12 protein-coding genes are annotated in these 14,707 nt (G+C 39.4%); all 12 read left to right on the top strand.

Annotation, left to right across the window (positions count from 1 at the left end):
• Window positions 1-26 precede the first annotated feature (26 nt).
• The 12 genes from HEQ36_RS03870 (at window position 27) to pseC (ending at window position 14,370) form a co-directional block, all read left to right on the top strand.
• A complete protein-coding gene (locus HEQ36_RS03870; RefSeq protein WP_053538120.1) occupies window positions 27-1,334 on the top strand; it encodes a glycosyltransferase family 4 protein in 1,308 nt (435 codons plus the stop codon).
• Between the two features lie 423 nt (window positions 1,335-1,757).
• Entirely contained in the window at window positions 1,758-2,183 is a 426-nt protein-coding gene (locus HEQ36_RS03875; protein WP_053538119.1) for a hypothetical protein, read from the top strand.
• Window position 2,184: 1 nt separating this feature from the next.
• Entirely contained in the window at window positions 2,185-3,150 is a 966-nt protein-coding gene (locus tag HEQ36_RS03880; protein WP_053538118.1) for a GDP-mannose 4,6-dehydratase, read from the top strand.
• Between the two features lie 1,567 nt (window positions 3,151-4,717).
• Complete coding sequence (locus HEQ36_RS25980) at window positions 4,718-4,888, top strand: type II toxin-antitoxin system VapC family toxin (protein ID WP_367142428.1); 171 nt, start codon at window positions 4,718-4,720, stop codon at window positions 4,886-4,888.
• 115 nt (window positions 4,889-5,003) lie between these two features.
• Window positions 5,004-5,789, top strand: a complete 786-nt coding sequence (locus tag HEQ36_RS03885) for an NAD-dependent epimerase/dehydratase family protein (protein ID WP_168635514.1) — start codon at window positions 5,004-5,006, stop codon at window positions 5,787-5,789.
• Between the two features lie 2 nt (window positions 5,790-5,791).
• Window positions 5,792-5,986, top strand: coding sequence for a hypothetical protein (locus HEQ36_RS03890; protein ID WP_053538116.1), 195 nt, complete (start codon window positions 5,792-5,794; stop codon window positions 5,984-5,986).
• Window positions 5,987-6,039: 53 nt separating this feature from the next.
• The gene (locus HEQ36_RS03895; RefSeq protein WP_053541184.1) at window positions 6,040-6,504 is read left to right on the top strand and encodes a DUF29 domain-containing protein; all 465 of its coding nucleotides are present in this window, start codon (window positions 6,040-6,042) and stop codon (window positions 6,502-6,504) included.
• A 105-nt stretch (window positions 6,505-6,609) separates the two neighbouring features.
• Window positions 6,610-6,822 carry a hypothetical protein gene (locus HEQ36_RS03900; RefSeq protein WP_053538115.1) on the top strand — a complete coding sequence of 71 codons (213 nt, stop codon included), beginning with the start codon at window positions 6,610-6,612 and terminating at the stop codon, window positions 6,820-6,822.
• Between the two features lie 1,094 nt (window positions 6,823-7,916).
• Window positions 7,917-8,702 (top strand): Uma2 family endonuclease, encoded by a 786-nt coding sequence (locus HEQ36_RS03905; protein WP_168635120.1) that lies wholly within the window; start codon window positions 7,917-7,919, stop codon window positions 8,700-8,702.
• A 969-nt stretch (window positions 8,703-9,671) separates the two neighbouring features.
• Window positions 9,672-10,682, top strand: coding sequence for a UDP-N-acetylglucosamine 4,6-dehydratase (inverting) (pseB, locus tag HEQ36_RS03910; RefSeq protein ID WP_168635119.1), 1,011 nt, complete (start codon window positions 9,672-9,674; stop codon window positions 10,680-10,682).
• Between the two features lie 396 nt (window positions 10,683-11,078).
• Window positions 11,079-12,938, top strand: coding sequence for an ABC transporter ATP-binding protein (locus tag HEQ36_RS03915; protein ID WP_168635118.1), 1,860 nt, complete (start codon window positions 11,079-11,081; stop codon window positions 12,936-12,938).
• Between the two features lie 223 nt (window positions 12,939-13,161).
• Window positions 13,162-14,370, top strand: coding sequence for a UDP-4-amino-4,6-dideoxy-N-acetyl-beta-L-altrosamine transaminase (gene pseC, locus HEQ36_RS03920; RefSeq protein WP_168635117.1), 1,209 nt, complete (start codon window positions 13,162-13,164; stop codon window positions 14,368-14,370).
• Window positions 14,371-14,707 lie beyond the last annotated feature (337 nt).

Raw genomic sequence — 14,707 nt, forward strand, 5'->3', positions numbered from 1 at the left:
ATTAATATTTAACAAAAATTGACACCATGTCCAATCAGAAGGGTTACATCATACCTAGTTTGCATTCCATAGAGGCTGAACAGCCTTCTAAAATTAGTGATATTTTGTGTCGTAAACTAACTACTTTGTCTGTGATCACTGAGTTTTTTCCTCCAGACTATGCGGCGACAGGACAGTTGATTGAAGAGCTAGTCAAACAGTTGGAGAAACAAGGAATTAAGATTAGAGTATTCACTGGACAACCAGGATATGCTTTTACTACCGCTCAAGCCCCAGCCTTAGAACAATTAGGCAATGTTCGCGTTCAAAGATCCCGATCTACTCAGGTATGGTCTAATAGGATTCGCGGAAAAGCTGTTAATGGTGTTTTATTTACATTGCGGGTTTTTTTGCATATTATCAGAAATGCTGGTAAAAATGATGTATTTTTATTAACTTCAGCACCTCCTTTTTTATCAATAGCCGGATACTTAACTCATTTATTTTTAAAATTCCCCTATGTATGTTTAATATATGATTTGTATCCAGATATTGCGATCGCTTTAGGAGTAGTTTCTCATAAGCACTGGTTAGCCAAGTTTTGGTGGGCAATCAATCGCCAGATTTGGCAAAAATCAACAGGAATTATTGTCCTGAGTCCTGCTATGAAGGAGAGAGTCCTAGCAATCTGTCCAGAAGTGGCTGATAAGGTCTCTGTAATTCATAGTTGGGGAGATCCTGAGTTAATTGTCCCGATTGCCAAAGAAAAAAATTGGTTTGCTAAACAACATAACTTGGATAGCATATTTACAATTCTTTATTCTGGTAATATGGGTAGGTGTCATGATACAGACACCATTTTGGCAACTGCTAAACAATTGCAAAATGAAGAAATTCAGTTTGTTTGTATTGGTGGTGGACCCAAACGGGAAAGTTTTATTCAAGATGTCAAGCGGTTAGGATTAAAAAACTTTCTTTTTCTCCCCTATCAAGAAAAAAGTGTGCTACCGTATTCCCTGACAGCTTGTGATTTATCATTAGTTAGCGTAGAATTAGGTCTCGAAAGTTTAGTTGCACCTAGCAAACTCTATCCAGCCTTAGCTGCGGGAAGACCCATAGCAGCTATTTGCCCAAAAGATTCCTACCTGCGACAGCTAATAACAGATGGTCAGTTTGGTATCAGCATTGACAATGGAGATAGTGATAGTTTATCTAAATTTATTCTTAACTTAAAGAGCGATCGCCAACTTGCAGAAAAAATGGGTAATGCCTCCCGCGAATATTTGCAGTCAAACTTTACGCCAGAAATCATCGCTAAACAATACATCAATGTCCTAGAAAAATCTATAACTTGAAACGTCACTCCAGCCTAATCAGCATCAGTGTGTGAACAAATTCATTCAGAGGAAGAAGCAACAGGGAACAGAAAAAACTCATGTTTAAAAACATGAGATTGAAATAATGACACTGTTTTTTTCGGGCTACGCATCTTTTAAAAACATCTTTTTCTTGACTGAGCTTTAAACTGGTGCAAATGAGTGTTTCTTATCTGTTCCCTGTTCCCAGTTAAGAGTTCCCTTTTTTTGTAACTTTTGTTTCTTATCTGTTACTTGTTAAGAGTTCCCTTTTTTTGTAAATTTCAGACAACTCAGTTAACAAAATTTAATACCTCAGACAACGTTGAATCAGGAGTTGGGCTTTGATGGTCTTTTTGATCTAAGTCCCTCCCTTACAACCTTCTTACGATCTATTGTTTAGTTGGTGATCAGGAGGCCTAAGTGCAGAAAAGGTGTGAGCGAAATCGGAAACGTTCCCAACGGAGAGCCATTTATTGTCCCATACATAGTTGTTACATAGATAGTGTTAGCCAAAAACACAGACTATTTACCGAACAAGCCGGACAACTACAAGAACGCGGTATAGCCCGACGAGAAGCAATGATGTTAGTAGCAGCTAAAACTACAGTTTCTTTACAGGGTGAGTGGTTAGAGGCTTTTTGGTGCGAAGAGTGCCAAGAAACAAAATGGTATCATGTGCGTAAGCATGAATCCAAGTATGAGATATCTCTTGCCCCAGCCGAACTTTGGCAACAAGCAACAGGTGTCATTCATCCCCATCGCAATCCTTCTGTGGGAGAATTTACCTATAGGCAATCCCGAATGCTTGGGGGTAACAGTGTTAAAGACTTTTGGATAATGAACTGACATGAAAAAAGCTCTCATTTGTGGAGTATCTGGACAAGACGGATCTTATTTAGCACAATTGCTGCTCAATCGAGGCTATACAGTTTGTGGAACATCCAGAGATGCCCAAATATCACCTTTCCAGAACTTAGTTCACTTGGGTATTAAAGATCAAGTAAAGCTGGAGTCAATGTCCTTAACTGACTTCCGCAGCGTCTTACAGGTACTCACAAAAATCCAACCAGATGAAGTCTATAATTTAGCAGGACAAACTTCCGTAGGTTTATCTTTTGGACAACCTGTAGAAACTTTAGAAAGTATCGCTACAGGGACACTAAATTTATTAGAAGCCATTCGCTTTTTAGGCGCAACCATTAAAGTTTACAATGCAGGTTCGAGTGAATGCTTTGGTGATACTGGCAATGTAGCAGCAGAAGAAAATACTGCATTTCGCCCCAGAAGTCCTTATGCTGTAGCTAAATCTGCTGCTTTTTGGGAAGTAGCTAACTACCGAGAAGCTTACGGTTTATTTGCCTGTTCAGGAATATTATTTAATCATGAATCTCCCCTGCGTCCAGAAAGATTTGTCACTCAAAAAATTATTGCTACTGCCTGTCGGATTGCCCAAGGTAGTCAAGAAAAATTATATTTAGGTAATATGTCAATTCAGCGGGACTGGGGTTGGGCGCAGGAATATGTGGAAGCCATGTATTTAATGTTGCAGCAAGATCAACCTGATGATTATGTAATTGCAACGGGAGAAAGCACTTCCTTAGAAGATTTTGTCGCAGCAGCATTTACATCTGTAAATTTAGAGTGGCGTGATCATGTGGTGGTTGATAGTAGCCTATTCAGACCTACAGATTTGGCGATCGGTAAAGGTAATCCCCGCAAAGCCAAAATCCAATTAGGATGGGAAGCTAAATATAAGATGGCAGATGTGGTGCAAATGATGGTAAATACAAAGCCAACCAAGCAATTCAAATAGCAAAACAAGAATCCCAAAGGGCTGAACAAGAATCTCAAAGGGCTGAACAAGCTAATAGGGAGTTGTATGAATTAAAGCAAAAAATGCGATCGCTTGGTATTTCTCTTGACTAAGCCTTGATCAATAGACATCGCCAAAAAAGAAGCCTTCACTCTATAAAATAAAATAAGAAAATCAGATCCCCGACTTCTCTCAGAAGTCGGGGATCTGAAACTCTAGTAGTTCGTCAAATTTATTTTGACGGGTAATGATCGGAAAAAACTTCTGTTTTTCCCTCCACTACCTCCCCTACCTCCCCTACCCCCTACCTCCCCTACCCCCCCTACCTCCCCTACCCCCCCTACCTCCCCTACCCCCCTGCTTCCCTTCACCCGTCATTTTCGGGTTGACAGACTACTAGGGTGGCGGTAATTGAGATATGCTTTGTTGATCTTGAAAGCGATCGCTAATTTATGAAATCTCAAATTAGTCCTTGGGGAAATTCTTTAGCCTTCACTCTATAAATAAAATAAGAAAATCAGATCCCCGACTTCTTTAAGAAGTCGGGGATCTGAAACTGTTGATCTTGAAGGCGATAGCGAAGCGCTGCTGCAAGCAGTTCGCTTGGTTACATGAAACTCTTTAGCAGGTATCAATTATTCAGATGAGTCAACCAAAATATACTGATAATAAAGATGACATTTGAATCAGAATCTCTGAACTTAACGAACTACTAATTAAATCTGTGTTATTCTATTATCCATCCATTAGGGACTTCCAATTAAAAAAATACCCAAAAATTTCTTGTGGTGCGGGACGAATTGCCCGCTAATAATCAAGGACGGGCAGGATGCCCATCCCACAAAATTGGGTAATTTATTTTTTGGTGTTCCCTTAGAGAACGGCGATCGCAAACCTGTATAAAATCAGAGTTACAAAAGATAGATTCGATTATTGTTGTCCGAGAGTGACAGAACCGGGATAGTATTGAACAGTGAGTTGGGCTTTGATGGTCTTTTTGATCTCAGTCCCTCCATGCAACCTTTTGAGGATCTCTATTAAGATCTTGATCAAGAGGCCAAAGTACAGAAAAGATCTGACCAAAATTTGGAACTTTTTCTACAAGACATCTAATATTGTCAGCAATTAGGCGATTAAAGAAATAAATATAATCACTGAGCGGATCTACGAGAACGAATTTGTTGAGCCAGTGAACTTCTTGCCAGTGCGTTTTAGAACAGTCAAAAAACAAGTAAATAAAATAATTAGATATTAAAATTATGACTAGTACCGCAAGGCGGAAGTCAAAAGTCAAAAGTCAAAAGTCAAAATGAAGACAGTATAGGCTTTTGGAGGATTTAGAATGGTTGGTTTATTTACGCCGTTTTGTACTAGCACAGCTTGACGTAAATAAGATGACTATTAAAAGCTCCGAAAATTTGATTGCTTAGAAGGCTTGAAAATGATTCATTCACTTACGCCGCACGGTACTAGTGTGTGGGAAATGCAAATCAAAATTTCAATGGGTAAATTAACACTTAATTTACCTTTACCTGAGTGAATAGACAGCCAAATCACAATTAATAATATCCAAATTTTACCCATTGAACTAGCTCATATTTGGGCTTTAGAGCAACTCCCTTATCATCATAAAGATCCTTTTGATAGGTTGATCATTGGTCAGTCTATAACTGAAAATATTACTATTCTCAGCATTGATACTATTTTTGATGCTTATTCAGTTAAGAGAGTATGGTAATGTTACAATGTAATACTTGAAATATATTTAAACACTAATGTCTGATACAGTTATTCGCACGATTTTCAATGCTAACCTACTTATACTATTCAAAGACTTTAACCAAGAAAATTTGATGAAAAGATTACTTGTAACAGGCTCATCAGGTCTAATCGGTTCGGAAGTATGTTTATACTTTGCTTCTATTGGGTGGGAAATTCATGGTGTTGACAATAACCAAAGAGCAGTTTTCTTTGGATCTCAAGGAGATACGCGCTGGAATCAACAACGACTGCAAAACTCCATTAAAGGGTTTGTTCATCATGAAGTAGATATCCGCGATCGCCAAGGGGTACTCAATTTAATTGAAAGTCTCCAACCAGATGCTATCGTGCATACAGCAGCCCAACCTAGTCATGATCGGGCAGCAGCCATTCTTTTTGATGATTTTGATACAAATGCAGTAGGAACTCTGAATTTATTAGAGGCTGTGAGGCAATTTTGCCCAAAATCGCCCTTTGTGCATATGTCCACAAATAAAGTTTATGGCGATCGCCCGAACACAATTAAACTCAAAGAATTAGATACCAGATGGGATTATGATGATCCTATTTATGAGCATGGTATTCCAGAAACTTTTATTAAAAATCCTCGCATAGCAGAAGTATATAATCTTGGAGGAGGTAAGCAAAATAGCTGCTCAATTCTAGAAGCATTTAATTTAACTGAAAAATATAGTAATAAAGCCATGCTTTCTACTTACGTACTAGAAAATCGTATTGGTGATCACATTTGCTATTATTCCGATTTAACAAAAATGCGTGAACATTATCCTCACTGGGATATTACAATTTCCTTAGAAGAGACAATTAAACAGATAGTTGAATCTTGGCAACAGCAATTAAATACAGGAGATAATTAACAATGTATCAAAGTGATGTGTATAGCAAACCTAGCTATGAGCCATTACCTCCTCAACAAACACTGCCAACGATGTATGATTTACCTAGCGAAGATCCAGAGGAGCCAGGTTTGCCAGACGAATTTCACCTGTTACAACCAGAATTATTGCGTAGCACCTTTCGTCCACCTTCTTATGCAAGGTATCAGCTTACCTAATGATCAATAGGGTTGAGAAATTGTCCAGTCTGAAAGTCATTATTACTAATTTTATGTCTAAATCACCTCTCTACGAAACAGATTTCATGGATTGGTTAACTCAACAAAAATTAGCCTTAGCTAGTCGAGATATCACAGCTTTGGATTGGGAGAATTTGGCAGAAGAGTTAGATGCTATGGGTATTAGTGAAAAAAATGAGTTAAAAAATCGGTTAATAATTTTATTAACTCATTTGCTAAAATGGCAATACCAATCTTCTAAACGTTCTATTAGTTGGTTTACCACCATTGCTAACCAAAGAGATGATTTACAAGATCTACTCAATGAAAAACCAAGTTTAAAACAATATATTCCTGATATTTTACCCAAAGCTTATCGAAATGCGAGAAGAGAAGCATCAGCAGAAACAGGTTTAGCATTAAGTACGTTTTCAGAAATTTGTCCTTATGATATACAAGAAATATTAAGTCCTGAATTCTTGTGTAACACGACAGATGATTTTGAAAAAGCTATGTAGTGAGCTAATCAATCATGTATCAGATAAATCCACCATTATCTTTCCCTGAAACTTGTCCTTATTCTTTAAGAGAAATTCTCAATTGATAGTTTTTTTATCAAATATTTGCAAAATAACATTCCCCTGGCAGTGGAATTAATTGCTTTATCTGAAATCATAGATCAAGATATATTGTATGGTGCTGTGACTACTGGGAATTTGTGGCAATTTGGTAAATTAGATAAAATTGAAAAAACTATCTATCAAGATTTAAACCTTTTTAAGATTCCTGATGATTTGCTATATTTAGGTAAAATTTTATTAGGTATTTTAGCGTAATATTGGGAAGCAAGTATTCAGAAACTTTCTTGAAACTTATGAAGTATGAGTTAAAGAAAAGCAAAAATTGCACCATTGATTATAATGAAATTATGTTACTATTAGAGGATGTTTTAAAAGTTTTTAATGTATAAATAAACCCCTCTCCAAACCTCTCCCCGACGCGGGGAGAGGCTTTGAAACCCATCCTCGAATATTCATTTAGTCTATCAAATACCCTTTTGTCGTCTAGGGTGGCGGTAATTGAGATATGCTTTGTTGATCTTGAAAGCGATCGCTAATTGATGAAATCTCAAATTAGTCACTTGGGAAATTCTTTAACCTTCACTCTATAAATAAAATAAGAAAATAAGATCCCCGACTTCTCTAAGAAGTCGGGGATCTGAAACTGTTGATTTTGAAAGCGATAGCGAAGCGCTGCTGCAAGCAGTTCGCTTGGTTAAATGAAACTCTTTAGCAGGTATCAATTGTTAAGATGAGTTAAGCAAAATATACTGACAACAAAGATGACATTTGAATCAAACACTAATCAACTCTGTGTTATTCTATTATCCATCCATTAGAGAATGGCGATCGCAAACCTGTATAAAATCAGAGTTACAAAAAATAGATTCGATTATTGTGGTGCGAGAGTGACAGAACCGTGATAGTATTGAACAGCGAGTTGGGCTTTGATGGTCTTTTTGATCTCAGTCTCTCCATGCAACCTTTTGAGGATCTCTATTAAGATATTGATCAAGAGGCAAAAGTACAGAAAAGATCTGACCAAAATCTGGAACTAAGAAAATCAGATCTCCGACTTCTCTAAGAAGTCGGAGATCTGAAACTGTTGATCTTGAAGGCGATCGCTAATTTATGAAATCTCAAATTGGTCGTTGTTTATGATAAAATAAATAATTCAGGGGAAAAAATGAGTGAAAATTGTCGAGCGAACTGCTTGCAGCAGCGTTTGGCTATCGCCCTTAAAGAATATAGACTATTAATTTTTATTTAGTCCACGTAAGTAGACTTAATTTGTGTATTAGCGATTTATAATCGCCGATAGCGTAGCTAAACTCATAGATAATCATCCAAAGCATCAGGAGAACAAATCCATGGCAGCAATTACAGCCCGCGAACTAGAGTTGCAAATGCCCGATGCCAGTAAACTTTTAAGTGATGAACCAGAGATAGAAAGCTCCCTGCACTATATGCAACTGTTATTGCTAGTCACCTGCCTCGAATGGGCATGGCAAGAGCAGGATGATTTTTTCATTGGTGCAAACCTGAGCATTTACTTCAGTCGCCAACAACTCAAAAATCGTGACTTTCGAGGTCCAGATTTTTTCCTAGTCAAAAACACCACCAGAGAACCACGCAACTCATGGGTGGTCTGGGAAGAAGACGGACGTTATCCCGACCTGATTATTGAATTACTGTCCGACTCCACCGCCAATGTAGATCGCACCACCAAACTAGACTTATACGCAGAGAGATTTCATACCCCTGAATACTTTTATTTTTCACCAGAAACCTTAGAATTTGCAGGCTTTAGACTAGAGTTTAATAAATATCGCCCCATCACGCCCAACGCCCAAGGATGGCTATGGAGTGAAGCCCTGGGCTTTTTCCTGGGTATTCACAATGGCCAGTTGCGTTACTTCTCCTTAGAAGGCACTATCATCCCTACCCCCCAAGAAGCCGCCAAAGATGAAATACTCAAAGCCAACCAAGCAATTCAAATAGCAAAACAAGAATCCCAAAGGGCTGAACGGGAATCTCAAAGGGCTGAACAAGAATCTCAAAGGGCTGAACAAGAATCTCAAAGGGCTGAACAAGCTAACACGGAATTGTATGAATTAAAGCAAAAAATGCGATCGCTTGGTATTTCTCTTGACTAAGCCTTGATCAATAGACATCGCCAAAAAAAAGCCTTCACTCTATAAATAAAATAAGAAAATCAGATCCCCGACTTCTTAGAGAAGTCGGGGATCTGAATCTCTAGAGTGGCGGTAATTGAGATATGCTTTGTTGATCTTGAAAGCGATCGCTAATTTATGAAATCTCAAATTGGTCCTTGGGGAAATTCTTTAACCTTCACTCTATAAATAAAATAAGAAGATCAGATCCCCGACTTCTCTAAGAAGTCGGGGATCTGAAACTGTTGATCTTGAAGGAGATAGCGAAGCGCTGCTGCAAGCAGTTCGCTTGGTTACATGAAACTCTTTAGTAGGTATCAATTATTCAGAGGAGTCAACCAAAATATACTGATAATAAAGATGACATTTAAATCAGAATCTCTGAACTTAACGAACTATACTAAACACGGTGAGATTTAAACTTTTGCCAAATGACAAAGAACCCAGATGTGTAGGGGTTTAGCTCATGCTTTACCCCTACGTTTAGAATCAAACAATCAAGCCGTTTTGAGTATACTAATTAAATCTGTGTTATTCTATTGTTCATCCATGAGAGAACGGCGATCGCAAACCTGTATAAAATAAGAGTTACAAAAAATAGATTCGATTATTGTTGTCCGAGAGTGACAGAACCGGGATAGTATTGAACAGTGAGTTGGGCTTTGATGGTCTTTTTGATCTCAGTCCCTCCATACAACCTTTTGAGGATCTCTATTAAGATATTGATCAAGAGGCCAAAGTACAGAAAAGATCTGACCAAAATCTGGAACTTTTTCCACAAGACATCTAATATTGTCAGCAATTAGGCGATTAAAGAAATAAATATAATTGGAAGATTTTCAGGTGAGAAAACCAAGTACATTGTCTAAGAAAGTTTTGTTCACCTACTTAGTGAAGACTCCTTCAGTCAAGAATTTAAAAAATTTAGTTGAGATAGATCATTAAAATTTTATGCTAGAAAATAAAACAATTTTAATTACGGGTGGAACAGGGTCTTTTGGCAAAGCATTTGTCAGAAATATCCTAGAACGTTATCCCAATATCCCTCGTTTGGTTATTTTTAGTCGGGATGAACTCAAGCAGTTTGAAATGGCTCAAGAATTTCGAGATCAAGACTTTCCAGGGCTGCGCTATTTTTTGGGTGATGTCCGGGATCAAAATCGCCTAAGAAGGGCTTTAGAAGGAATTGATATTGTCGTTCATGCAGCCGCATTGAAGCAAGTTCCAGCAGCGGAATACAACCCCATGGAATTTATTCATACAAATGTCCTTGGTGCAGAGAATGTAATTCAGGCTTGCTTGGATACTGATGTCAAGCGAGTGGTGGCTTTGTCTACCGATAAAGCAGCAGCGCCAATTAATTTGTACGGGGCAACTAAACTATGTTCAGATAAATTATTTATTGCAGCAAATAATATTAAGGGTAAACGAGAACTGAGTTTAAGTGCGGTGCGATATGGCAACGTTATGGGTTCTCGTGGTTCAGTAATTCCTTTTTTCCTCAACAAGCGCCATGAAGGGGTGATTCCAATTACTGATCCAAACATGACACGGTTTAATATCATGCTGCAAGAGGGAGTGGAAATGGTGCTGTGGACGATTGAGAATGGTGTGGGAGGGGAGATATTTGTGCCAAAGATTCCTTCCTACCGAATTACTGATGTAGCCAAGGCTATTGCCCCAAATTGTGAACATCGGATTGTTGGTATCCGTCCTGGGGAGAAAGTCCATGAAGAAATGATTACCAGTGCTGATTCCTTGACAACGGTAGATTTGGGTAAGTATTATGCAATTTTGCCCATAACTAACAGTTATAACGTGGAATCATATTGCGATCGCATGAACGCCACCCCAGTAAAACCAGGATTTAATTATAATTCCGGTGAAAACAGTCAGTTTCTGACCGTAGAAGAGATTCGGGAGTTAATTCAAACTCATGTAGATCCAAATTTTCGGGTTTGAGTAATATTAAGTAGTGAGACAGAATTAATTACACAATACCAGTGCGTAAGCGTTGCGTGGCGTTAGCCATATGGAACGAAGTGAAATGAAGCAATTCCAAGGGTTGTGATTGCTTCCCTTCCCTCGCAATGACTGTAAATATTTTTGTCCAATTACTTATCAACACCGGGCTTGTTTAAAAAATTTAATTTTATTAGCTAAGTAGTGAAACAAAATTAATTACACAATATCATTGCGTAAGCGTTGCGTGGCGTTAGCCATATGGAACGAAGTGAAATGAGGCAATTCCAAGGGTTGTGATTGCTTCCCTTCCCTCGCAATGACTGTAAATATTTTTGTCCAATTACTTATCAACACCGGGCTTGTTTAAAAAATTTAATTTTATTGTGGTTTATTGTGGCATTTATCAATCTCCTGAGAAAAACTCAAACAAAATGGTTAACCCCATTTAAAATCTTCAGTACCCCGTCCTATCAGCAAATTGGGTTAACAATAAACCGGAACAAAAAGTTACTACTTTTGTCCTTTACCAGTAACCTACTAGCTGCTTCTTTAGAAACCGCCACCTTGGGGGTAATTTTTTTAGCGCTAGGGGTTCTAGAGTCTCATAAACTCCCTCACTTACCCAACCAAATAGCGTCCACATTTCCCTGGTTAGCTCAAAAATGGACTGGGGACAGCCAAACAATTTTTTTAGTCCTCATTGCCTTAGCAGTAGGGTTGCAATTAACACGCAGCCTCATGGACTATGTGAGTAAAGTAGCTACTGGAGATTTGACAGCCCGGATTCAAGCCCAGATGACAGAAACAATCTTTGCCCGGATTATTAGTCTCAGCTTTCCCTGTGCTAGTCGCTATAAAGTGGGAGACTTAAGTACCCATGTTAGTGAAGGAGGTAGCACAATTGACCTACAAATGAGAAATTGGAATCTGCTGCTGACTGGAGTGTTTTTAGTCCTAGCCTACTCAGTCACAGTCCTAGCAATTTCCGTGCCTCTGTCCGCAGTTGCAGTGTTATTGTTTATAGTTTTGATGTTTGTTCAACGCTGGTTACTGCCCCGCATTCGTGCCACTTCAGTTAAACTTTCCCATGCCCAGGTAGATGTTTCTAAAGACATGGTGGAAAATATCCAAGCCCTGCGAGTGGTGCATACCTTTGGTCGTCAAGCCCAGACAATTGAACGAGTAAGATCCCTACAGCAAGAAGTTCTAGGCTTTTTACAGCGCCAAGTGCGGTTAATGTCCATTACCAGCCCCCTGAATAATAGCTTAACGATTTTAGTGGTTGCTGTTTTATTAACAGCCGGTTCACTGCTCCTGCGGCGAGAGCAGTCGGCAGTGTTGCCATCTCTAGCTACCTTTATTTTGGCACTAAATCGTCTGTCCATGCAGATGCAGGGAATAGCTGGAACAATGCAGCAGTTGGCGGAATACTCAGGACGGATGTTACGCATAGATGAAATTTTATATACAAAAGATAAAGAGTTTACTCGTTCGGGCGGCACAGAATTCACCGGACTTAAATCCGCTATCAGCTTTACTGAAGTATCCCTCCACTATGATGGAACTACCACCCCATCTCTGGTCAATGTGTCATTTAAATTACCAAGAAATTCAGTCACAGCCTTAGTGGGGGAGTCTGGGGCTGGTAAGTCCTCCATCGCAGATTTGCTGATTGGCCTATATGAACCCACATCAGGGCAAGTCTTAGTAGACGGATTGGCTTTACAATCCTATAGCTTAGAAAGCTGGCGCAAGGGGCTGGGAGTGGTTAGTCAGGACACCTTTATTTTTAACCAGAGTATCTTAGAAAATATCCGCTACGGATTGCCCCAAGCAACGGCAGATGAAGTGCGAGATGCTGCTCATTTAGCTCAAGCTGATGGGTTTATCTCCTCTCTCCCCCAGGGTTATGATACGGTAGTAGGGGAGCGAGGTTATCGGCTTTCGGGTGGACAAAGACAACGGGTGGCACTGGCACGGGCAATATTAATGCAGCCGGAGATATTGATTTTAGATGAGGCTACCAGTGCTTTAGATAGTCAGTCAGAGCGCTTGGTACAGGAAGCATTAAATCAGTTTGAGCGCGATCGCACCGTGTTAGTTATTGCCCACCGTCTTTCTACTATTGTCCGTGCCGACCAAATTATAGTCCTAGAAAAAGGACAAGTGGTGGAACAGGGCAATCACCAGGAGTTATTGGAACTAGATGGGAAATATGCCCACTATTGGGCGCTGCAATCAAGAGAGAAATAAAGCAATACTATTCACTACTTTTAGTAACAGTAAAATCACTTATGAATAGCACAAAACGTCAATACTACTCCTTAGTCGCGCCAGCTAGGGAAATTTACAAAAACTCAGGTAATGTTTCCTCTTTTTTGAGAAATTCATGAGGTATAAATTAAGTATGAGTCCGAACTCAAAACCATTTAGTTTCTAGGGTTGATTTTTAACACCTTTTTAAGTTTTCAGTTTTATGAACTATATTCCCTACGGACGGCAAAATATTAATCAGCAAGATATTGATGCAGTAGTCAGCGTTTTACAGTCAGACTGGTTAACCCAAGGACCAGCGATCGCTCGATTTGAAAACTTAGTAGCTGAATACTGTGGGGTAAAATATGCAGTGGCGGTGGCTAGTGCTACAGCGGGGTTACATATTGCCTGTTTAGCTGCGGGACTAAGTTCTGGTGATAGACTGTGGACTGTACCTAATACCTTTGTAGCTTCTGCTAACTGTGGTTTGTACTGTGGTGCGGAAGTGGATTTTGTGGATATTGATCCTCAAACCTATAATCTCAGTATTCCCGCCCTAGCTGACAAATTAGCCCTAGCAGCAGAACGGGGGAAATTACCTCAAGTTGTCGTTCCAGTCCATTTTGCTGGGCAATCCTGCGACATGAAAGCGATCGCTGAGTTGTCACAAAAGTATGGCTTTCAGGTGATTGAAGACGCAGCCCATGGTATAGGTGGACGTTATGGCGATCGCCCCATTGGTTGTTGTCAGTTTTCCGATTTGACTGTATTTAGTTTCCACCCAGTTAAAATCATTACCACTGCCGAAGGAGGCATGATTTTAACCAATCGTCAAGACCTCTATGAACAGTTGATCCGGCTGCGGAGTCATGGTATTACCCGCGATCCTCGCTTTATTCAGGGAGATTCCCCAGGACCTTGGTACTATCAGCAGTTGGAGTTGGGTTATCATTACCGGATGACTGATTTACAAGCCGCTTTGGGTGCAAGTCAGATGGAAAGGTTGGATACCTTCGTCAAGGGTCGTCATGAGTTGGTAGCAAGATATAATATTGGCTTGCAAGATTTACCTGTGACTAGGCCCTATCAACATCCTGATACCTATTCCAGTTGGCATTTATACGTAATTCGGTTACAACGCCATTCCATCAATCGCTCCCATCGAGAAGTATTTGAGGCACTCAGAACCGCAGGAATTGGAGTCAATGTACATTATATTCCTGTTCACACCCAGCCCTATTATCAGCAATTGGGATTTAAGCAGGGTGATTTTCCTGAGTCTGAATCTTATTATCAGGAGGCGATTAGTTTGCCGCTTTATTATGATTTGACTGAAGACAATCAAAATTATGTTATTAAGACGTTAGGGGAGATTTTACAAGATTACCCGGTAAGCGTAAAGCTCAGTGTCTTTAGACCTGAGATATAAGCGACACGGGCGAATTTATTCGCCTGATTCATTGACTTGTAACAGCAGATGTGATATGATCTCGACGACCTTAGAATTTAAGTATAACTAAACGACGTAAAAACTTAACTTATTTGGTTGAGTGCGTAGTCATACCTAACGGTATTGCAGTTTAGGAAAGCTAAATTTGGTGAAAAATGAAATGCAAAAATCGAGTACGGTAGGGATACGGTCATTAACGCTTTAGGAGAATCGACCTCTGTTTTTGTTGGAGTAATCCAGCAATTGTAAGTTGGCTCATTGATTAAAGAATCTCAGTGTCTTTAGACCTGAGAGTGTCAAAATAGGAAGATAATAA

The organism is Anabaena sp. 54, from assembly GCF_017355725.1.
GTDB classification, from domain to species: Bacteria; Cyanobacteriota; Cyanobacteriia; order Cyanobacteriales; family Nostocaceae; genus Dolichospermum; species Dolichospermum heterosporum.

Coding starts and splice junctions, on each gene's coding strand:
- HEQ36_RS03890 (WP_053538116.1), top strand. CDS start 5,792: ATGTATCAAAGTGATGTGTATAGCAAACCTAGCTATGAGCCATTACCT.
- HEQ36_RS03870 (WP_053538120.1), top strand. CDS start 27: ATGTCCAATCAGAAGGGTTACATCATACCTAGTTTGCATTCCATAGAG.
- HEQ36_RS03905 (WP_168635120.1), top strand. CDS start 7,917: ATGGCAGCAATTACAGCCCGCGAACTAGAGTTGCAAATGCCCGATGCC.
- HEQ36_RS03895 (WP_053541184.1), top strand. CDS start 6,040: ATGTCTAAATCACCTCTCTACGAAACAGATTTCATGGATTGGTTAACT.
- pseC (WP_168635117.1), top strand. CDS start 13,162: ATGAACTATATTCCCTACGGACGGCAAAATATTAATCAGCAAGATATT.
- HEQ36_RS03885 (WP_168635514.1), top strand. CDS start 5,004: ATGAAAAGATTACTTGTAACAGGCTCATCAGGTCTAATCGGTTCGGAA.
- HEQ36_RS03880 (WP_053538118.1), top strand. CDS start 2,185: ATGAAAAAAGCTCTCATTTGTGGAGTATCTGGACAAGACGGATCTTAT.
- pseB (WP_168635119.1), top strand. CDS start 9,672: ATGCTAGAAAATAAAACAATTTTAATTACGGGTGGAACAGGGTCTTTT.